Raw genomic sequence first — 20,496 nt, 5'->3', positions numbered from 1 at the left:
GAGCAACGCGTTGATTCAGTCAATGCGCTTTATCGTTAACGTCCATCGCGAGCGTGCTCGCTCCTACAGGTCACTGCGTCAGGTATTGCCTTCCAGAATCGCCGCATAACCTTCACGAAAGCTTGGATAGCGGGGCGTCCAGCCCAGCGCCTTGGCGCGGGCGTTGCTGCAACGCTTGCTGCCGGTACGGCGCACGCTGGCATCCTCAGCCCACTCGGTGACCCCAAGGTACTCGCGCAACCAGTCCACGACCTCTGCCAATGGTGCCGGCGCATCGTCGACGCCGATGTAGCAGTCATCCAGCGCAACGCCTTGATGATCGGCATTGAGCAGAAACGCCAGCAAACCGGCCGCATCGTCGACGTGAATGCGGTTGCCATACAGCGGCGGATCGACGACCACCCGATAACCCCGGCGTACCTGGGTCAATAGCCACTCGCGGCCCGGGCCATAGATGCCGGTCAACCGCACAAGGCTCGTCGGAAAACCGCTGGCGAGTGCCACCTGCTCGGCCTCCAGCATCACACGCCCCGAGTAACTGACCGCTTGGGCTGGTGAGGCTTCATCCACCCATTCGCCATCCTGTTGCTCGTAGACACTGCTGCTGGAGACAAACAGCAGGCGTTCGGGTGCCTGACCGTAGTCATTCAGCCAACCCAGTACATGCTGCAAGCCCTGAATATAAGCCGCGCGGTAACCGGCCTCATCGTGATCGGTGGCCGCCGCGCAATACACCAGGTAATCCACCGCACCGACAGGCCAGGTCGCCGGGCAGTCTTCATTGAACAGGTCACCGGCAATGCCAATAACGCCCTCGGGCAGGCGCGAGATGTCACGCCGCAAGCCATGAACCTCCCAGCCCAAGGACAGCAATCGAGTGGCCAGGCGGCCACCGACATCACCGCAACCGGCAATCACCACAGAAGGCCCAGACATTAAAAATCCCTCATCAGAAAGGTACAGACTAGCCCCGGCAATAGACGACCGGCTAGCAGTGGAAGAAAAAAAGAGACTCCATTACTTCTGTTAACAAGAATTACTTGCAATAATGCCCGCCACTTTTGTTCTCGGCCCACGAGGCCTGGAAGGACATCAATCCTCTTTCTCTCTCAGGTCCGGCCAGCATGACACGCAATCCACAATCCGCTTCGCCAACCAAGCCCACTCGTCCAGCGCGCGCCTTCAGCACTGCAGCTGCACTGGTGTTCAGCCTGCTGCTGGCCCCGTCCGCGGCTTTCGCCGATGAGCCGACCACCCCTGCACCGGTCGCCGCTGCAGCACCTGCGCCAGCCGTTGATGCAGCCCACGGTGCCACGGCCGTGACACCTGTCGCAGCGGCCCCATCCCTGGCGGCCGAAGGCACCGAGATTGACGGCCCTGAAGTACTGGAATCCGACAACACGCTGGGCATGGCCCATGACCTGTCGCCGTGGGGCATGTACCAGAATGCCGATATCATCGTGAAGCTCGTGATGATTGGGCTGGCCATCGCCTCGATCATCACCTGGACCATCTGGATTGCCAAAGGCTTTGAGCTGATGGGCGCCAAGCGTCGTCTGCGCGGTGAAATCGCCCAGCTGAAGAAAGCCACCACCCTTAAAGAAGCCAGCATGACAGCCGGCAAGGAAGGCACGCTGGCCAACCTGCTGGTCCATGACGCCCTCGAAGAGATGCGCCTGTCGGTCAACAGCCGCGAAAAAGAAGGCATCAAGGAGCGCGTCAGCTTCCGTCTTGAGCGCCTGGTCGCCGCTTGCGGTCGCAACATGAGCAGCGGCACCGGCGTGCTGGCCACCATTGGCTCCACCGCCCCCTTCGTCGGCCTGTTCGGCACCGTGTGGGGCATCATGAACAGCTTCATCGGCATCGCCAAGACCCAGACCACCAACCTCGCCGTGGTCGCACCCGGCATCGCCGAAGCCCTGCTGGCAACGGCACTGGGCCTGGTGGCTGCGATTCCTGCCGTGGTCATCTACAACGTCTTCGCCCGCTCAATTGCCGGCTACAAGGCCCAGGTCTCCGACGCGTCGGCTGAAGTGCTGCTGCTGGTCAGCCGCGACCTTGATCACCAGCCAGGCGAGCGCTCCACGCAACCGCACATGGTCAAAGTAGGGTAATCGGCCATGGGCTTGCATTTAAAGGAAGGGGCGGACGACGACCTCGTCGAGAACCACGAAATCAACGTCACGCCGTTCATCGACGTGATGCTGGTGCTGCTGATCATCTTCATGGTGGCAGCCCCCCTGGCCACTGTGGACATCAAGGTTGACCTGCCTGCCTCGACCGCCAAGCCGGCACCGCGACCAGAAAAACCGGTGTTCCTCAGCGTCAAGGCCGATCAGCGCCTGTACCTGGGTGAAGACGAAGTCAAAACCGAAACCCTTGGCGCGATCCTCGATGCGCGCACCCAGGGCAAGAAAGACACGACCATCTTCTTCCAGGCCGATAAAGGCGTGGACTATGGCGATCTGATGCACGTGATGGATACCCTGCGCGCAGCCGGCTACCTGAAAGTCGGTCTGGTCGGTCTTGAGACGGCAGCCAAGAAATGATCACGACGCGCCAAAAGCTGACGCGTTACAGCGGTAGCCTGGCGGTGGTGCTGGGCGTCCATGCGGTCGCGGTTATTCTCGCGCTCAACTGGACGTCCTCCCCCCCTGTCGCGCTGCCGCCGATGGCGATGCTGGTCGAGTTGGCGCCGCTTCCGGCACCACCGCCTCCCGCGCCCCCCAAGGTCGTAACGCCGCCACAACCTCCGACACCGGAGGAAGAGTTGCCGCTGCCCAAACTCGCCGAGGCGCCCAAACCGACGATCTCGGTGCCCAAGCCGGTCAAACCCAAGCCCAAGCCTCAGCCACCCAAGCCCGTGGAGAAAAAGCCGGAGCCACCGAAGGACAAGCCCGCCGAGGAGAAACCTTCCGACGCACCGCCAACCAACACCCCCGCGACAAAATCCGCACAACCGGCACCCGGCCCGTCGGCGGCGCAGACTGCGGCCAAGGCCAGCTGGGAAGGCACGCTGCTGGCGCACCTGCAGAAGTACAAGAAGTACCCGGCAGGCGCACAGGCACGGGGCAAGGAAGGCCTGAACCGCCTGCGCTTCGTGGTCGACGCTGAAGGCAAGGTACTGTCCTTCGAACTGGTAGGACGTTCCGGCAATGCCGATCTGGACCGGGCCACCCTGGAAATGATCCGCCGCGCCCAGCCACTGCCCAAGCCGCCCGCCGAGATGCTGAAAAACGGCTCGATCGAAATTGTTGCACCCTTTGTGTACTCGCTGGAGAAACGCCGGCGCTGACGGGGTACGCAAAACCTTCGCCACACACCGCCAAAGGCACCGAAAGGTGCCTTTGGCATATCTGGCAACGGCAAACATGCATTGCCCAGTGTCACTCAACACACTCTGTCTGATAACGTGCGCCTATCGATTGCAGCCGGTATGCTTGGCTCGCAACTTCATGGACGCCCGCTATGACCCTCACAGAATTACGCTACATCGTTACCCTCGCCCAAGAGCAGCATTTCGGTCATGCGGCCGAGCGTTGCCACGTCAGCCAGCCGACCCTGTCGGTGGGCGTGAAAAAGCTTGAAGACGAACTCGGTGTGCTGATTTTCGAGCGCAGCAAAAGCGCGGTGCGCCTGACCCCCGTCGGTGAAGGCATCGTCGCCCAGGCGCAAAAGGTGCTGGAGCAGGCCCAAGGCATCCGTGAACTGGCCCAGGCCGGTAAAAACCAGCTGACCGCCCCGCTGAAAGTCGGCGCCATCTATACCGTCGGCCCGTACCTGTTCCCGCACCTGATCCCCCAACTGCACCGGGTCGCCCCGCAGATGCCGTTGTACATCGAAGAAAACTTCACCCACGTGCTGCGCGACAAACTGCGTAACGGCGAGCTGGATGCCATCATCATTGCCCTGCCGTTCAACGAAGCCGACGTGCTGACCCTGCAACTCTACGACGAGCCGTTCTACGTCCTGATGCCGGCCCAGCACCCGTGGACCCAGAAAGACACCATCGACGCCAGCCTGCTCAACGACAAGAGCCTGTTGCTGCTGGGCGAAGGCCACTGCTTCCGCGATCAGGTACTCGAAGCGTGCCCGACCCTGGCCAAGGGTAACGACGGCGCCAAGCACACCACGGTCGAGTCCAGCTCGCTGGAAACCATTCGGCACATGGTCGCCTCGGGCCTGGGCATCTCGATCCTGCCGCTCTCGGCGGTCGACAGCCACCACTACGCCCCCGGCGTGATCGAAGTGCGCCCATTGACGCCACCGGTACCGTTCCGCACCGTGGCCATCGCCTGGCGCGCCAGCTTCCCACGCCCGAAAGCAATTGAAATCCTCGCTGACTCGATCCGTCTCTGTTCGGTGGCCAAGCCGACAGCGGTCGCAGGTTAAGCTTCAGCCATGACTGAGTTGTCGCACGTGTCGGTCACGGCACTCAAGGGTGTCGGCGAGGCCATGGCCGAAAAGCTGGCCAAGGTCGGCCTGGAGAACCTGCAGGACGTCCTGTTCCATCTGCCGCTGCGCTACCAGGACCGCACCCGCGTGGTCCCTATTGGCCACTTGCGCCCGGGACAGGACGCCGTGATCGAAGGCACCGTCAGCGGTGCCGACGTGGTCATGGGCCGGCGGCGCAGCCTGGTAGTGCGCTTGCAGGACGGCACCGGGGGCCTGAGCCTGCGCTTCTATCACTTCAGCAACGCACAAAAGGAAGGCCTGAAACGTGGCACCCGCGTGCGCTGCTATGGCGAAGCCCGGCCCGGCGCTTCGGGGCTTGAGATCTACCACCCGGAATACCGCGCCATCACCGGCGACGAACCACCGCCCGTCGATGAAACCCTGACCCCGGTCTACCCGCTCACCGAAGGCCTGACCCAACAACGCTTGCGCCAACTGTGCCAGCAAACCCTGACCCTGCTCGGCCCCAGCAGCCTGCCTGACTGGTTGCCCGCCGAACTGGCAAGGGACTACCAACTGGCGCCGCTGGCCGATGCGATCCACTACCTGCATCACCCCCCGGCCGATGCTGACGTCGATGAACTCGCTCTCGGTCATCACTGGGCGCAGCATCGCCTGGCCTTCGAAGAATTGCTGACCCACCAACTGTCGCAACAACGCCTGCGCGAAAGCATGCGCGCGTTGCGGGCACCGGCCATGCCCAAGGCCACCCGGCTGCCGGCTCGGTACCTGGCCAACCTGGGCTTTGCGCCGACTGGCGCGCAGCAACGGGTGGGCAATGAAATTGCCTACGACCTGAGCCAGCACGAACCCATGCTGCGGCTGATCCAGGGCGACGTCGGCGCCGGCAAGACCGTGGTTGCCGCCCTCGCCGCCCTGCAGGCGCTGGAGGCCGGTTACCAGGTGGCCTTGATGGCGCCCACCGAGATCCTCGCCGAACAACACTTCATCACCTTCAAGCGCTGGCTCGAACCGCTGGGCCTGGAAGTCGCCTGGCTGGCCGGCAAGCTCAAGGGCAAGCATCGGGTCGCGGCGCTGGAGCAAATCGCCAATGGCACGCCAATGGTGGTCGGCACCCACGCGCTGTTCCAGGACGAAGTGCAGTTCAAGAACCTCGCCCTGGTCATCATCGACGAGCAGCACCGCTTCGGTGTTCAGCAACGCCTGGCCCTGCGGCAGAAAGGCGTTGGCGGACGGATGTGCCCCCACCAGTTGATCATGACCGCCACGCCGATTCCGCGGACCCTGGCGATGAGTGCCTACGCCGACCTCGACACCTCGATCCTCGACGAACTGCCGCCCGGCCGTACCCCGGTCAACACCGTGCTGGTCACCGACACTCGTCGTGTCGAGGTCATCGAACGGGTTCGCAGTGCCTGCGCCGAGGGCCGCCAGGCCTATTGGGTGTGTACGCTGATTGAAGAGTCTGAAGAGTTGACCTGCCAGGCCGCCGAGACCACCTTCGAGGACCTCACCAGCGCCCTCGAAGGGCTGAAGGTCGGCCTGATCCATGGCCGCATGAAACCCGCCGAGAAGGCTGCCGTCATGGCCGAATTCAAGGTTGGCGCCTTGCAACTGCTGGTGGCGACCACCGTGATCGAAGTCGGTGTCGACGTACCCAACGCCAGCTTGATGATTATCGAAAACCCCGAGCGCCTGGGGCTTGCCCAACTGCACCAGTTGCGCGGCCGGGTTGGCCGGGGCAGTGCCGCCAGTCACTGTGTGCTGCTCTACCATCCGCCGCTGTCACAAATCGGCCGGCAGCGCCTGGGGATCATGCGTGAGACCAACGACGGTTTCGTCATCGCCGAGAAAGACCTCGAACTGCGCGGCCCCGGTGAAATGCTCGGCACCCGGCAAACCGGCCTGCTGCAATTCAAGGTCGCCGACCTGATGCGCGACGCCGACCTGCTGCCGGCCGTGCGTGATGCCGCACAAGCGCTGCTGGAGCGCTGGCCGCACCACGTCAGCCCCCTGCTCGACCGCTGGTTGCGCCATGGCCAGCAATACGGCCAAGTGTGACGCACCGCTCAGTTAAAGAACCAATGGCCTGACCAAGCTGGTTATACTCTTGAAATTGTAGGAAAAACGGATACAGACCATGACTGAAGTCGCTCTCGCTACGGAAACCCCGCACGCCCCGTCTGTTATCCGGCTGCTGCTTGGCAAACTCGACATCAGCTATACCGAAGTCCTCGATCGCCCGGGCCTCAACGCCGAGCGCAAGGTTCAAGCGGTGTTGCTCGATGACGCCATCGGCGCCCTCATGGTGCTGTTCCCTCAAAGCCAGTTGCTGGACCTCAACCGCCTGGCCGAACTCACCGGACGCCGGCTCACTGCCGTACCGGTCGAACGCCTGGAGCGCATGCTCGGCAAACACAACCTGAGCCTTCTGCCAGGCTTGCCAGCACTGACCAGCTCACCGTGCCTGTACGAAGAAAGCCTGCTGCGCCAACCTTTACTGCTGATCAACTCGGGCGAGCCTGGCGTGCTGCTGGAGATCACCAGCGAAGACTTCAAGACCATGCTGACCAAGGCCAGCGCCGCGAACTTCGGCGAGACCCTGAGCCGCATCCGCCCGAACCTCGACCGCCCAGATGATGACCGCGAGGAAATCACCCAGGCCGTGCAGGCCTTCACCGCACGGCGCATCCAGCAGCGCCTGGAAGCGACCATCGAGATTCCACCGCTGGCCGAAACCGCGCAGAAGATCATCAAGCTGCGGGTCGACCCCAACGCCACCATCGACGACATCACCGACGTGGTGGAAACCGACCCAGCTCTGGCTGCGCAAGTGGTGAGCTGGGCAGCATCGCCCTACTACGCCTCACCCGGCAAGATTCGTTCAGTGGAAGACGCGATCGTCCGCGTGCTGGGCTTTGACCTGGTGATCAACCTGGCCCTCGGCCTGGCCCTGGGCAAGACCCTGAGCCTGCCCAAGGACCACCCGCAACAGACCACGCCGTACTGGCAGCAATCAATCTACACCGCGGCGGTCATCGAAGGCCTGACCCGCGCCATGCCGCGCGCCCAGCGCCCGGAAACCGGCCTGACGTACTTGGCCGGCCTGCTGCACAATTTTGGCTACCTGTTGCTGGCCCACGTCTTCCCGCCGCACTTTTCGCTGATCTGCCGGCACCTGGAGGTCAACCCGCACCTGTGCCACAGCTACGTCGAACAGCATCTGCTGGGCATCAGCCGTGAACAGATCGGTGCCTGGTTGATGCGTTACTGGGACATGCCCGAAGAGCTCTCCACCGCCCTGCGCTTCCAGCACGACCCAGCCTACGACGGCGACTATGCCGAGTACCCGAATCTGGTATGCCTGGCCGTGCGCCTGCTGCGCAGCCGTGGCGTCGGCTCCGGTCCGGACGCCGCCATCCCCGACGACCTGCTCGAGCGCCTGGGCCTGACCCGCGACAAAGCCGAAGACGTGGTCAGCAAAGTACTGGAAGCCGAAGTACTGCTGCGCGAACTGGCGTCGCAGTTCTCCCAGCACTGAAAGCACTCGCGAGAAAGCGGGGTGGCGCACGGCCCGCGCTCACAGGGAAAAACCCAATCCTGTGGGCAATGCTGTTCAATTAAGCAAACGCCGACCTTAGGTAGGAGCGAGCGCGCTCGCGATGGACGTCAACGATAACGCGTGTTTTCTGGGTAACCGCGTTGCTCTGGAGTCCATCGCGAGCGCGCTCGCTCCTACAACGGCGGTTTCATCCCCTTAACTGAACAGCATTGCAATCCCGTGGGAGCGGGCCGGGCGGCGCTCCGCTTGCCCGCGAGGAATCCACTGCGGTCTAACCGAAATACCTCACGCCTTGGGCTTGGCCTTGCGTGGCTTCAAGTACTTGGTCAACCCCTGGAACCACATCACCAGCGCCGGGTTGCCCTTGATCTGGATCGACTTGTCCTGAATGCCGGTCATGAACGCCAACTGCTTGTTCTTGGCCTGCATCGTGGCGAAGCCGTAGGTGGCGTCCTTGAAGGCAATGGCAAAAGCAGGCTCGGCATACACCCCGGACTTGCTGGTGATGCGCTGATCCTTCACCACGAAGTGCCGCGCCACCTTGCCGTCGAGTGTCTGCAGCTGGAACACCAGGTCCTTGTCACCCAACTGCTGCTGAAACGCCGGATTGGTCCGACTGGCCTTGCCCATCAGCAAACCCAGCATCCACAGAAGAAAACGAAATTTCATGCTCGAGCCCCAAAGGAAAAAATGAACGCTGGCGCAGTGTAGCGATTCCAAACAAGAACGCCACTGTTGTGCAGCGTTAGAAGAAGATGAAGGGCTTTTTACGGACAATGACTACAAAGTCACCCTGATTTTTCTGGCAGGGCAACCGGCACCACAGGTTGTTCACCCACAAAAAATGGGCACCCAACCTGGTTGGCGTGCCCATTTTTCAATCCTGCTCACCCGTCAGGCGGGTTGCCGGTATCTTACGGATTGACGCTGTCTTTCAGCGATTTTCCTGGCTTGAAGGCAACGGTGTTGCTGGCTTTGATTTTGACTGGCTCACCGGTTTGCGGGTTTTTGCCGGTGCGGGCACCGCGGTGGCGTTGCAGGAACGTACCGAAGCCCACCAGGGTGACGCTGTCTTTACGGTGCAGAGCGCCGGTGATTTCTTCGAGAACAGCGTTGAGAACGCGGTTGGCCTGCTCTTTGGTGAGGTCTGCTTTTTCAGCAATTGCAGCGGCGAGTTCTGGTTTACGCATTAGTGAAGCCCCTTTGACGGTTTTTTGTTGTTATGTCCGTGCTGCCCGAATGGAACAGCGCCCAAGGCGCCGCAGGCTCTACTCTGCGGCAGACGGGAGTGAGGATGGCACGCGGTTACGGGCCGCGCCAGTCTCGGCGCCACCTTTGTAAGGGCAAAAGCGGGGTGATTCCGACAGAACGACCAGTATTTATGCCAGAAGGGCCGGAAGCTCCTTGTTTAGAGCCAATTTGTCCATCACCGCCGACCCTGTCAGGGCGTAGCCCAGCAGTTTCCCGTGGGTATCCCGGCACAACGCCTTGATGTCAGTGCCCTGCCCTTCGACCGTCCAGACACCCTCGCAACCCCGTGGTGGCGGGGAAACCACCAGCGGGCAGACCGGGGTTTTCACCGTGATCGGCATGGCACCGTAGCTAACCGCGCTCGGGTTACCGGCCAGGGTTTGCGCCAGCGCACGGGCGCAGCTCATCAGGGGCATGACATACAGTAAATTCAGGCCATCAACCTCGGCACAATCGCCCAGGGCGTAGATGTTGGCGTGAGACGTTTTCAGGAGGCGATCAACCACCACGCCCCGATTGGTCTGCAACCCGGCAGCGGCCGCCAGGTCGACACGCGGACGTAGGCCAATGGCCGACACCACCACATCACACGGGATCACCTGACCATCGGACAAGTGCCCCTCGAGTCCAGCAGCGGTGCGCTGCAATCGAGTGAGGACCGGCCCCAGATGGAATTTCGCCCCCAGCCCCTCCAGCCCGGCCTGTACGGCGGCGGCAGCGGCCGGGTGCAACAGTGTCGGCATGACTTGTTCGCACGGCGCCACCAGTTGCACCTCGTAGCCGCCGAGGATCAGGTCATTGGCAAACTCACAACCGATCAGACCGGCGCCCAACAGCAGCACCCGACGCTTGCCCGACGCGGCCGCACGAAAGCGTGCGTAGTCTTCGAGGTCGTTGATCGGGAAGATCGCTTCTGGGGCATCCCCTTCCACCGGCACTCGCACGGTCTCGGCGCCCCAGGCCAGGATCAGGTCGCGATAGGCCACGGCTTCTTCGCCGATCCACAGGCGCTTGTGGCCCGGGTCGATGCCGCTGATGCGCGTATGGGTCCGCACCTCGGCCTTGAGTTGCTCGGCCATCGCGCCGGGCTCAGCCATGCTCAGGCCATCGGCGTCCTTGTTCTTGCCAAAGCCGGTGGAGAGCATCGGCTTGGAGTAGGAGCGGCCGTCATCTGCGGTAATCAGCAACAGCGGGGTTTCGCCATCCAGTTTGCGAAACTCCCGGGCCAGGTTGTAGCCAGCCAGCCCAGTGCCAACGATCACGACAGGTGCGTTCATTCCTTACTCCTCTTGAGTCTTAGTTGATTTCAATCATTTCGAAATCCATCTTGCCTACGCCGCAGTCCGGGCACAGCCAGTCTTCGGGCACGTCCTGCCACAGGGTACCCGGTGCGATGCCGTCATCCGGCCAGCCGTCGGCTTCGTTGTAAATCAGCCCACAGACCACGCATTGCCACTTCTTCATTACTTGCTTCCTCAGGTTCTCAAGCTTTTTGCAGGCCGGACGGTCGCCAGGTAACGGTCCGCCCTCCGGCTCAGGGCGTCTTGTACTGATCGAGACCGGCAGATGCAAGCCCGTTCGACGCCGCAACCCCGCCAGACCAGCCAATCCCGGCCACCAACATGGTAAGCTCACCGCCTCATTTGCTGCCAATAATGACTCACTGTGCCGCACTCAAACCCCCTGCCCCCTGCTCCGTTGTGGCTGACACACAGCCAGCTGACGCCCCTTCCCGATGCCCCAACCCTCGACTGGCTGTTCGATGAAGGCTCGCTCACTCGCCGCCTGACCCGTTTGTCGGATGACGGCTTCAGCGTGACGCCGCTGTTCGAAGGCTGGCAGCTACTGCGCGCCGATGAATGCGCGGCACTGGACCTGCCGGAGGGCAGCGAAGGCTGGGTGCGCGAGGTCTATTTGCGCGGCCACGGCCAGGCCTGGGTATTTGCTCGCAGCGTCGCGGCACGCAGTTCGTTGCGCGATGGCGGGTTGAATATGGATGAGCTGGGCAGCCGCTCATTGGGCGAACTGCTGTTTTGCGACCAGGCGTTCCAGCGCCGTGCCATCGAGGTGTGTCACTACCCACTGCAATGGCTGCCGAAAGCAGCCCAAACCCCCGAGCTGTGGGGCCGGCGTTCGCGTTTTGATCGGGGAGGCCTGAGCGTGCTGGTCGCCGAGGTATTCCTGCCGGCGCTGTGGCAGGCCGTCAATCTGGATGGGAATCATCGCTGATGTACCAGAGTCTGCTCAAATCACTGAATCGCCTGAACCCGCGCGCCTGGGACTTCATTCAGTTGACGCGCATGGACAAGCCGATTGGCATTTACCTGCTGCTCTGGCCAACCCTGTGGGCACTGTGGATTGCTGGCAAAGGCTCGCCGTCGCTGGCCAACATTGCGATTTTCGTCCTCGGCGTGGTGTTGACCCGCGCCGGCGGCTGCGTGATCAACGACTGGGCCGACCGCAAGGTCGACGGCCATGTGAAGCGCACCGCACAACGGCCGCTGGCCGCCGGCAGGATCAGCTCCAGGGAAGCGCTGGTGTTCTTCGCCCTGCTGATGGGCGTGAGTTTCCTGCTGGTGCTGTGCACCAACGCGCCCACGGTCTGGCTGTCGTTCGGTGGCTTGGCCCTGGCCGCCACCTACCCGTTCATGAAGCGCTACACCTATTACCCGCAAGTGGTACTGGGCGCGGCGTTTTCCTGGGGTATGCCGATGGCGTTCACCGCCGAAACCGGTGAACTGCCGGCCAGTGCCTGGCTGCTATGGATTGCCAATCTGCTGTGGACGGTGGGCTACGACACCTACTACGCCATGACCGACCGCGATGACGATCTGAAAATCGGCGTGAAATCCACGGCGATTCTGTTTGGCGATGCCGATCGGGTGATCATTCTCACCCTGCAATCGCTGGCGCTGGCGTGCTTGCTGCTGGCCGGCTCGACATTCGAGCTGGGCGGCTGGTTCCACCTCGGATTGCTGGCGGCGGCCGGGTGTTTTGCCTGGGAGTTCTGGTACACCCGCGACAGGGATCGTCTCAAGTGCTTCCAGGCATTCCTGCACAACCACTGGGCCGGGTTGGCGATTTTCGTCGGGATCGTGCTGGACTACGCGCTGCGCTGACTGGCGCGCCGAGGGTAGCAGCTGGCACAGCCAGCTGCTACAAGCCCGGCAGCTGTTACTTCTGCGACTCGTGAACGACGTGCCAGACGTTCTTCATGCCGTCGCCTTTCATTTCTCCAGGTTTTTCGTCTTTGACAAAGGTGTACAGCGGCTTGCCGTCGTACGCCCACTGCATCATGCCGTCGTCACGCTTGATGACCGACCATTTGCCGTCCGCCTTGGCATCTGCCGGGGCCATCATGGGCGGCCAGTTTTTGGCACACTCACCACTGCACATCGACTTGCCACTCGCGTCCTGGTCGAACGTGTACACCGTCATGCCCTTATGATCGACCATCATGCCGCCTTTCATCATTGCCGGATCGGCGGCGAACGCCATGGTGGGCAATGCCAATGCGGCCGCCAGTGCCAAGGCTTTAAAGGATTGAGCGTAATGAGTCATGGAACCTTCCTTTGTGGTTGTCAGGATTCGGACTTAAAGCGTAGTTCAGGATCGCGGCAATCGCAGAGGCACTAAAATACTGTCACACGACTGCAATAATTCCGTTATCTAATGCGGCGCAAGACAGTTAAATGACAAGAGGAGAAAGGCATGGTTGGCAGGAGCATTCTGATCGTCGACGACGAAGCGCCCATTCGCGAAATGATCGCCGTTGCGTTGGAAATGGCTGGTTATGACTGCCTGGAGGCCGAGAATTCGCAACAGGCCCATGCCATCATCATCGACCGCAAGCCCGACCTGATCCTGCTCGACTGGATGCTGCCCGGCACCTCTGGCATCGAACTGGCCCGCCGCCTCAAGCGCGATGAGCTGACCGGGGACATCCCGATCATCATGCTCACGGCCAAAGGCGAAGAGGACAACAAGATCCAGGGCCTGGAAGTGGGCGCCGATGACTACATCACCAAACCCTTTTCACCACGCGAACTGGTCGCGCGCCTGAAGGCTGTGTTGCGTCGCACTGGCCCCAGCGATGGCGAAGCGCCGATTGAAGTCGGTGGCTTGCTGCTGGACCCGATCAGCCACCGCGTGACCATCGACGGCAGCCCGGCCGAGATGGGCCCGACCGAATATCGCCTGCTGCAGTTTTTCATGACCCACCAGGAGCGCGCCTACACCCGTGGCCAACTGCTGGACCAAGTCTGGGGTGGCAATGTGTATGTCGAAGAGCGCACCGTCGATGTGCATATCCGTCGCCTACGCAAAGCCCTGGGTGATGCCTACGAGAATCTGGTACAAACCGTGCGCGGCACTGGCTATCGTTTTTCGACCAAGGCCTGATAGCGGTAGCTGCAAGCGTTAAGCTACAAGTGGCAAGTTGGATGCCGCTTGTAGCTTGCCGCTTGAGACTGGTCGTTGCCCCACATTCAAGGACGCATATTTTCCGTGAACCAAAACTGGCATGGCACCCTGATCCGCCACATGCTGTTGCTGGTCACCGGCTGCCTGGTAATCGGCCTGATCACAGGCTACTACGGCTGGAGCCTGGCCGCGGGCCTGGGCATCTACCTGGCCTGGACCCTCAAGCAATTGTTGCGTCTGCACGAGTGGCTGCGACTGCACAAGCCTGACGAGGCGCCGCCCGATGGCTACGGCCTGTGGGGCGAAGTATTCGACAGCATCTACCACCTGCAGCGCCGCGATCAGCGTGTGCGCGGACGCCTGCAAGCGGTGATCGACCGGGTCCAGGAATCCACCGCAGCGCTCAAAGATGCGGTGGTCATGCTCGACAGCGACGGCAACCTGGAGTGGTGGAACCGCGCCGCCGAAACCTTGCTCGGCCTCAAGACACCACAGGACAGTGGACAGCCGGTGACCAACCTGGTGCGCCACCCGCGCTTCAAGGAATACTTCGAGCAGGACAGCTACGCCGAGCCGCTGGAAATTCCGTCACCGACCAATGACCGGGTGCGCATTCAGCTGTACATCACCCGCTACGGCAACAATGAGCACCTGATGTTGGTACGCGACGTGACGCGCATCCATCAGCTGGAGCAAATGCGCAAAGACTTCATCGCCAACGTTTCCCATGAACTGCGCACGCCATTGACGGTGATCAGTGGCTATCTGGAGACCCTGCTCGACAACGTCGAAGACGTGAACCCGCGCTGGACCCGCGCACTGCAGCAGATGCAGCAGCAAGGCGGGCGCATGCAAACCTTGCTCAATGACTTGCTGTTGCTGGCCAAACTTGAAGCCACCGATTACCCGTCAGACAACCAGCCTGTCGCCATCGACGGCCTGCTGCAGTCGATCAAGAGCGACGCGGTGGCGTTGTCCGCGCAGCGCAATCAGAAGATCACGCTGGAAGCTGACCCGTCCATCCAGCTCAAGGGCAGTGAAGCCGAATTGCGCAGCGCGTTTTCCAACCTGGTGTTCAACGCCGTGAAGTACACCCCGGCCGAAGGCAACATCCGCATCCGCTGGTGGGGCGATGAGCACGGCGCGCACCTGAGCGTGCAAGACTCCGGGATCGGCATCGACAACAAACACCTGCCGCGCCTGACCGAACGCTTCTACCGCGTAGATTCCAGCCGCAACTCCAATACGGGCGGCACCGGGCTTGGCCTGGCGATCGTGAAGCACGTTCTGTTGCGCCACCGTGCACGCATGGAGATCAGCAGCGTTCCGGGTCATGGCAGCACATTCACCTGCCATTTCGTGCCCGCGCAGGTCACAAAATTGCGCGCCGGCAGCCTGACCGACTAGCCCTACAACCCACTTACCTCTAGGCAAGCCCCCTGTCAGCCGCTACATTGGTTGACTTGGGCCTGCCTTTCAGGCTCGTAGATCCCCCTTTTTTTCGACAATACGGAACCCGCAAAACCCCATCATGGACCCTTCCCCTGGCTTGTCCCTCGCAACACTCTTCGCCGACTTCGGCATGATTCTTTTTGCACTGATCCTGGTTCTGCTCAACGGCTTCTTCGTTGCCGCTGAATTTGCCATGGTCAAATTGCGCTCGACCCGGGTCGAGGCCATCGCTGACAAGAACGGCTGGCGCGGGCACATCCTGCGCACGGTGCACAGTCAGCTCGACGCTTACCTCTCGGCCTGCCAACTGGGCATCACCCTCGCGTCTCTGGGACTGGGCTGGGTCGGTGAGCCGGCGTTTGCCCACATTCTCGAGCCCGTCCTGAGCGCCGTCGGCGTCGACTCGCCGGAAGTGGTCAAGGGCGTGTCGTTCTTTACCGCCTTCTTCATCATTTCGTACCTGCACATCGTGGTGGGTGAATTGGCCCCGAAATCCTGGGCCATCCGCAAGCCCGAGCTGCTGTCGCTGTGGACAGCGGTGCCGCTGTACCTGTTCTACTGGGCCATGTACCCGGCCATCTACTTGCTCAACGCCAGCGCCAACACCATTTTGCGCATCGCAGGCCAAGGTGAACCCGGCCCGCACCACGAGCACCATTACAGCCGTGAAGAACTGAAGCTGATCCTGCACTCCAGCCGTGGCCAGGACCCGAGCGACCAAGGCATGCGTGTACTCGCCTCGGCCGTGGAAATGGGCGAGCTGGAAGTGGTCGACTGGGCCAACTCCCGGGAAGACCTGGTCACACTGGAGTTCAACGCACCGCTGAAGGAAATCCTGGCGCTGTTCCGCCGTCATAAATTCAGCCGCTACCCGGTGTACGACAGCGAACGCCAGGAGTTCGTCGGCCTGCTACACATCAAGGACCTGCTGCTGGAACTGGCGGCCCTGGACCACATTCCAGAATCGTTCAACCTGGCGGAACTGACCCGCCCGCTGGAGCGCGTATCGCGGCACATGCCGCTGTCGCAACTGCTGGAACAGTTCCGCAAGGGCGGCTCGCACTTCGCCGTGGTGGAGGAAGCCGACGGCAATATCATCGGCTACCTGACCATGGAGGACGTGCTGGAAGTGCTGGTAGGCGACATCCAGGACGAACATCGCAAAGCCGAGCGCGGCATCCTGGCTTACCAGCCGGGCAAACTGCTGGTACGCGGTGACACCCCGCTGTTCAAGGTCGAACGGTTGCTGGGTATCGATCTGGATCACGTCGAAGCCGAAACCCTTGCCGGGCTGGTCTACGAAAGCCTCAAGCGCGTGCCGGAAGAGGAAGAAGTCCTGGAAGTCGAAGGCCTGCGGATCATCATCAAAAAGATGAAAGGTCCGAAAATTGTCCTGGCCAAGGTACTGATGCTCGACTGAGCCCGGGACCAATCACAATCAGGTTTCTGTGGTGAATGGACTACTGCCTGCCGAGCGCAAAGTTCGGCAGGCTGCCCACCGGCTGGCTGAACTGATACGGAATCGACACCAGCCCCAGCCCGGTATTGCGCTGCACCACGAAATGCAGATGGGGCCCGCTGCTGTTGCCGGTATTGCCCGACAGCGCCAATGCGCTGCCCACCCTTACCCGCTGGCCTTCCCGCACCCGGACCGAACCACGCTTGAGGTGCAGGTAAACCCCCATGGTTCCGTCGTCGTGCAGCACTCGCACAAAGTTGCCCGAGGGGTTGGTACCGCGCCCACTCTGACGGTTCTCGGTTTTCACCACGATGCCACCGCGCGCAGCAATGATCGGTGTGCCCTCGGGCATGGCGATGTCCATGGCATAGCGATTTTTGGGCCCATAGTGACTGTATCGGCCATTGGCGCCCTGACTCAGGCGAAACGGCCCACCCCGCCACGGCAGTGGATACCGATAGGCCAGCGTGGTACCTGAGGGGTCGCCCAGGGAATATTTGAGCTTGGGGATATAGGTCAGCGGCTTGCCGGCACGGATCGCCGTGAGCTGCACCAGGCGCGTATTGCTGCGCGCTGGCACTACCCGGCGGATCGGCTTCGCTGGCGCGCCCCTGACATTGTTCAGCCCGCGCACACTCAGCTCGACCTCTACCGGCGCATACAGGTCATTGCGCACAAACAGACTGTGGGTGCCCTTGTGTTTCTTTACCGAGAGATGGACCTGACGCTCGAGGCGTTCGTCCATCCGGTCGCGGAACACAAACACCTTGGCGCCACGGGAGGGTCGATCGCTGTAGGACACCACGCCATAGGCATCCTTGGACTTGTAAATAGTCACCGCCACGGCCGAGGTGGAGGCAATGAACAGGACACAAAGAACCAGCAATCGCGCGAGCATGGGCAAAGTTCTGTCGAGGAAGGCCTGGAAAGGAGCCTAGCAGCCAGAACTGACCCGCGTAGCGGGCAGATGTTTCAAATGATCGTTAGCACGCTCTGGGCGGGCATGCAGCCAGGGACGCTCTGCGCCCCAGCTTGAAACGGACGCGAAGCGTCCAGAGAGGCATTCCCACGCGGGAGCGTGGAACGATCGGCTTTAAAAATTATGCACCCGGTACGAAGTGCTTCTGCGCTGTGCCCCGGGCGATCAGGCGGGAGATATAGTCGAGTTTTTGCGCGTCCTGGTCGACGAAGCGAAAGGTCAGTTGCAGCCACTCGCTGTCAGGTTTCGGCTCGTGAGCGACGATAGCGTGCAGGTAACCGTTCAAGCGCGCGACTTCGGCGTTGTCGCCCTGCTCCAGGTCAAGCACGGCACTGTCGAGCACTTGCGGCAAAGTGTCGGTGCGTTTCACCACCAGCAGCGCTTCCTTGATGCTCAAGGCCTTGATCACGCATTGCTGTATGCCGCTTGGCAGGCGCAACTGACCCTGACCACGCCCACCAGCAACCGATGGCGCTGCTTTGACCGCAGGGCTGTTGAGCAAACCCTTGGCCGGCGCTGCAGCCGTGACTGGCGCGGCCGTGTTTTGCAGGTAGGCATTGGGTGCCGGAGCCGCCGTGGTAGACACTGCTGCCTTGCCGCCAGTCAGGGCATTGAGGGAATCGTTGCCGAACGCCGACGTCATCTTGGGCGGCGTACCGTTCATCAAGGCGTCAAGCTTGCCGACCTTGTTCAGGGCCTGCTTGACCTTGGTCAGCAATTGTTCGTTGGTGAACGGCTTGCTCACATAACCCGAGACACCCGCCTGGATCGCCTGGACCACGTTCTCCTTGTCGCCGCGGCTGGTGACCATTACGAACGGCATGGCCTTGAGTGCGTCCTGCTCACGGCACCAGGTCAGCAACTCAAGGCCGGACATTTCCGGCATTTCCCAGTCGCACAGCACCAGATCAAAGGTTTCGCGTGCCAGCAAGGCCTGGGCCTTTTTGCCGTTGACCGCGTCTTCGATGCGTATGCCCGGGAAGTAGTTACGCAGGCACTTTTTCATCAGGTCACGAATGAACGCAGCATCGTCCACGACCAACACACTGACCTTACTCATCGAACACCCCTTTTATAATCCCGACCAGCATAACGCCTGGCTGATGGCACTTCGCCAAAACTCTTCAGTCACGCCGGGACTTTTTCGTTCGCGGGTGCTTTGAAATCCAAAGGCCCAAACAAAAACGCCCGGCCAAAAGGCCGGGCGCTTTACGTGGGCAATCTTACTTATCGTCAGCTTCGCCCGGAACATTAGCTGTTTCACCGCTGGTGCCTTCAACTTCTTCTTTCATGCGCTTGAGGCCCATGTGACGCACATCCGTGCCGCGCACCAGGTAAATCACCAGCTCAGAGATGTTGCGCGCGTGGTCGCCGATACGCTCCAGCGAACGCAGGACCCAGATGATGTTCAACACCCGCGAGATAGAGCGAGGGTCTTCCATCATATAGGTCGCCAGCTCACGCAGCGCCGTCTTGTATTCACGGTCAATGATCTTGTCGTACTGGGCCACGGACAACGCCAGGTCGGCGTCGAATCGAGCGAAGGCATCCAGTGCATCACGCACCATGTTGCGCACCTGGTCACCGATGTGGCGCACCTCGACGTAACCCCGCGGCGCCTCGCCTTCTTCACACAGCTGAATAGCGCGGCGGGCGATCTTGGTGGCTTCGTCGCCGATACGCTCCAGGTCGATCACCGACTTGGAGATGCTGATGATCAAGCGCAAGTCGGACGCCGCCGGCTGACGACGGGCCAGAATGCGCAGGCATTCTTCGTCGATGTTACGTTCCATCTGGTTGATCTGGTCATCGATCTCGCGCACTTGCTGGGCCAGACCCGAGTCGGCCTCGATCAGCGCGGTCACCGCGTCGTTGACCTGTTTCTCGACCAGCCCGCCCATGGCCAACAGGTGACTGCGCACCTCTTCGAGCTCGGCGTTGAACTGCTGGGAGATGTGGTGGGTTAAGCCTTCCTTCGAAATCATCTTTTGCTCCGCGATAGCTGTGAGCTGCAAGCTACAAGCTGCAAGCTGTTTTGTGTCGTACTCGAACCGCTCTTACTTGCCGCTTGAAGCTTGCGGCTTGCAGCTGCTGCTAACCATACCGACCGGTGATGTAGTCTTCGGTCTGCTTCTTCGACGGATTGGTAAACAGGGTGTCGGTGTCGCCGAACTCCACCAGCTTGCCCATGTACATGAACGCCGTGTAATCGGAAACCCGGGCGGCTTGCTGCATGTTGTGGGTCACGATGACGATGGTGAACTTGGATTTGAGTTCGTAGATCAGTTCTTCGACTTTCAGCGTCGAGATCGGATCGAGTGCCGAGCACGGTTCGTCGAGCAACAGCACTTCCGGCTCCACGGCAATGGTGCGGGCAATCACCAGACGTTGCTGCTGGCCACCGGACAGGCCCAGTGCCGACTCATGCAGACGGTCCTTGACCTCATCCCACAGGGCCGCACCTTTCAACGCCCACTCGACCGCTTCGTCGAGCACACGCTTTTTGTTGATGCCCTGGATACGCAGGCCGTAGACCACGTTTTCGTAGATGGTTTTCGGGAACGGGTTCGGCTTCTGGAACACCATGCCGACACGACGACGCAGCTCAGCCACGTCTTCGCCCTTGCGGTAGATGTTGTTGCCGTACAGGTTGATCTCGCCTTCTACGCGGCAACCGTCCACCAGGTCGTTCATGCGGTTGAAGGTACGCAGCAGCGTGGATTTGCCGCAGCCGGACGGACCGATGAAAGCGGTCACGCGCTGCTTGGGAATATTCATGCTGACATCGAACAACGCTTGTTTGTCGCCGTAGTACAGGCTCAGGCCCGGCACTTCGATGGCCACGGTTTCCTGCTCGAGGTTCAGGCTCTGTTTGTCGCGACCCAGGGCCGACATGTTGATGCCGTGGGTATGTGCTTCGTGCTGCATGGGAGGCTCCCTGTGCTAACAAATTCG

21 protein-coding genes are annotated in these 20,496 nt (G+C 61.4%); 11 read left to right on the top strand and 10 right to left on the bottom strand.

The annotated features are described in order from the left end of the window. Window positions 1-78: 78 nt before the first annotated feature. Window positions 79-936, bottom strand: coding sequence for an SDR family oxidoreductase (locus tag CKW29_RS24575; RefSeq protein WP_095146305.1), 858 nt, complete (start codon window positions 934-936; stop codon window positions 79-81). Window positions 937-1,124: 188 nt separating this feature from the next. On the opposite strand from CKW29_RS24575, the gene exbB reads away from it, so the two are divergent. From exbB to CKW29_RS24545, 6 genes are all read left to right on the top strand, one after another. After that, a complete protein-coding gene (gene exbB / locus CKW29_RS24570) occupies window positions 1,125-2,114 on the top strand; it encodes a tonB-system energizer ExbB (RefSeq protein ID WP_095146304.1) in 990 nt (329 codons plus the stop codon). Between the two features lie 6 nt (window positions 2,115-2,120). Further along, a complete protein-coding gene (gene exbD, locus CKW29_RS24565; RefSeq protein WP_095081277.1) occupies window positions 2,121-2,549 on the top strand; it encodes a TonB system transport protein ExbD in 429 nt (142 codons plus the stop codon). Next, window positions 2,546-3,295, top strand: coding sequence for an energy transducer TonB (locus tag CKW29_RS24560; RefSeq protein WP_095146303.1), 750 nt, complete (start codon window positions 2,546-2,548; stop codon window positions 3,293-3,295). The genes exbD and CKW29_RS24560 overlap by 4 nt, the downstream gene beginning before the upstream one ends. 173 nt (window positions 3,296-3,468) lie before the next feature. Next, window positions 3,469-4,392 carry a hydrogen peroxide-inducible genes activator gene (locus CKW29_RS24555; RefSeq protein ID WP_095081272.1) on the top strand — a complete coding sequence of 308 codons (924 nt, stop codon included), beginning with the start codon at window positions 3,469-3,471 and terminating at the stop codon, window positions 4,390-4,392. Window positions 4,393-4,401: 9 nt separating this feature from the next. After that, on the top strand, window positions 4,402-6,477 hold the full coding sequence (gene recG, locus CKW29_RS24550) for an ATP-dependent DNA helicase RecG (protein WP_095146302.1): 2,076 nt from the start codon (window positions 4,402-4,404) through the stop codon (window positions 6,475-6,477). Window positions 6,478-6,556: 79 nt separating this feature from the next. Continuing rightward, window positions 6,557-7,957 (top strand): aminoacyl-tRNA deacylase and HDOD domain-containing protein, encoded by a 1,401-nt coding sequence (locus tag CKW29_RS24545; RefSeq protein WP_095146301.1) that lies wholly within the window; start codon window positions 6,557-6,559, stop codon window positions 7,955-7,957. 306 nt (window positions 7,958-8,263) lie between these two features. Here the strand turns inward: CKW29_RS24545 and CKW29_RS24540 are convergent, their stop codons facing one another. The 4 genes from CKW29_RS24540 to CKW29_RS24525 form a co-directional block, all read right to left on the bottom strand. Then, window positions 8,264-8,647, bottom strand: coding sequence for an SCP2 sterol-binding domain-containing protein (locus tag CKW29_RS24540; RefSeq protein ID WP_095146300.1), 384 nt, complete (start codon window positions 8,645-8,647; stop codon window positions 8,264-8,266). A gap of 245 nt (window positions 8,648-8,892) precedes the next feature. Then, window positions 8,893-9,168, bottom strand: coding sequence for an HU family DNA-binding protein (locus tag CKW29_RS24535; protein WP_003213368.1), 276 nt, complete (start codon window positions 9,166-9,168; stop codon window positions 8,893-8,895). A gap of 189 nt (window positions 9,169-9,357) precedes the next feature. Then, window positions 9,358-10,506, bottom strand: a complete 1,149-nt coding sequence (locus tag CKW29_RS24530) for an NAD(P)/FAD-dependent oxidoreductase (RefSeq protein ID WP_095149274.1) — start codon at window positions 10,504-10,506, stop codon at window positions 9,358-9,360. A gap of 19 nt (window positions 10,507-10,525) precedes the next feature. Further along, a complete protein-coding gene (locus tag CKW29_RS24525; protein ID WP_007954349.1) occupies window positions 10,526-10,693 on the bottom strand; it encodes a rubredoxin in 168 nt (55 codons plus the stop codon). 201 nt (window positions 10,694-10,894) lie between these two features. Between CKW29_RS24525 and CKW29_RS24520 the strand changes: the two genes are divergently transcribed. Next, entirely contained in the window at window positions 10,895-11,458 is a 564-nt protein-coding gene (locus tag CKW29_RS24520; RefSeq protein ID WP_095149273.1) for a chorismate lyase, read from the top strand. Then, window positions 11,458-12,348, top strand: a complete 891-nt coding sequence (gene ubiA, locus CKW29_RS24515; RefSeq protein WP_095149272.1) for a 4-hydroxybenzoate octaprenyltransferase — start codon at window positions 11,458-11,460, stop codon at window positions 12,346-12,348. The genes CKW29_RS24520 and ubiA overlap by 1 nt, the downstream gene beginning before the upstream one ends. 55 nt (window positions 12,349-12,403) lie before the next feature. Here ubiA and CKW29_RS24510 read toward each other — a convergent pair whose 3' ends face one another. Further along, entirely contained in the window at window positions 12,404-12,790 is a 387-nt protein-coding gene (locus CKW29_RS24510) for a hypothetical protein (protein WP_095149271.1), read from the bottom strand. Between the two features lie 150 nt (window positions 12,791-12,940). Here CKW29_RS24510 and phoB point away from each other — a divergent pair, with 150 nt between their 5' ends. The 3 genes from phoB (at window position 12,941) to CKW29_RS24495 (ending at window position 16,523) form a co-directional block, all read left to right on the top strand. Continuing rightward, on the top strand, window positions 12,941-13,630 hold the full coding sequence (gene phoB / locus CKW29_RS24505; protein WP_095146296.1) for a phosphate regulon transcriptional regulator PhoB: 690 nt from the start codon (window positions 12,941-12,943) through the stop codon (window positions 13,628-13,630). Between the two features lie 141 nt (window positions 13,631-13,771). Then, entirely contained in the window at window positions 13,772-15,058 is a 1,287-nt protein-coding gene (phoR, locus tag CKW29_RS24500; RefSeq protein ID WP_256577062.1) for a phosphate regulon sensor histidine kinase PhoR, read from the top strand. A gap of 124 nt (window positions 15,059-15,182) precedes the next feature. Further along, window positions 15,183-16,523: a hemolysin family protein gene (locus CKW29_RS24495; RefSeq protein ID WP_095146295.1), complete on the top strand. Its 1,341-nt coding sequence runs from the start codon at window positions 15,183-15,185 to the stop codon at window positions 16,521-16,523. 40 nt (window positions 16,524-16,563) lie between these two features. On the opposite strand, the gene CKW29_RS24490 is transcribed toward CKW29_RS24495, so the two are convergent. From CKW29_RS24490 to pstB, 4 genes are all read right to left on the bottom strand, one after another. Beyond that, on the bottom strand, window positions 16,564-17,460 hold the full coding sequence (locus tag CKW29_RS24490; RefSeq protein ID WP_095146294.1) for a peptidoglycan DD-metalloendopeptidase family protein: 897 nt from the start codon (window positions 17,458-17,460) through the stop codon (window positions 16,564-16,566). A 202-nt stretch (window positions 17,461-17,662) separates the two neighbouring features. Further along, window positions 17,663-18,601 (bottom strand): response regulator, encoded by a 939-nt coding sequence (locus tag CKW29_RS24485; RefSeq protein ID WP_095146293.1) that lies wholly within the window; start codon window positions 18,599-18,601, stop codon window positions 17,663-17,665. 163 nt (window positions 18,602-18,764) lie between these two features. Next, entirely contained in the window at window positions 18,765-19,526 is a 762-nt protein-coding gene (phoU, locus tag CKW29_RS24480; RefSeq protein ID WP_095081243.1) for a phosphate signaling complex protein PhoU, read from the bottom strand. A 109-nt stretch (window positions 19,527-19,635) separates the two neighbouring features. Next, window positions 19,636-20,469, bottom strand: coding sequence for a phosphate ABC transporter ATP-binding protein PstB (gene pstB, locus CKW29_RS24475; RefSeq protein WP_095081241.1), 834 nt, complete (start codon window positions 20,467-20,469; stop codon window positions 19,636-19,638). Between the last annotated feature and the right edge of the window lie 27 nt (window positions 20,470-20,496).

This window comes from Pseudomonas sp. Irchel s3a18 (assembly GCF_900187535.1).
Classification (GTDB): Bacteria; Pseudomonadota; Gammaproteobacteria; order Pseudomonadales; family Pseudomonadaceae; genus Aquipseudomonas.
Note: the sequence above shows the minus strand (reverse complement) of the source record. Positions and strands in the feature narration are given on the sequence as shown.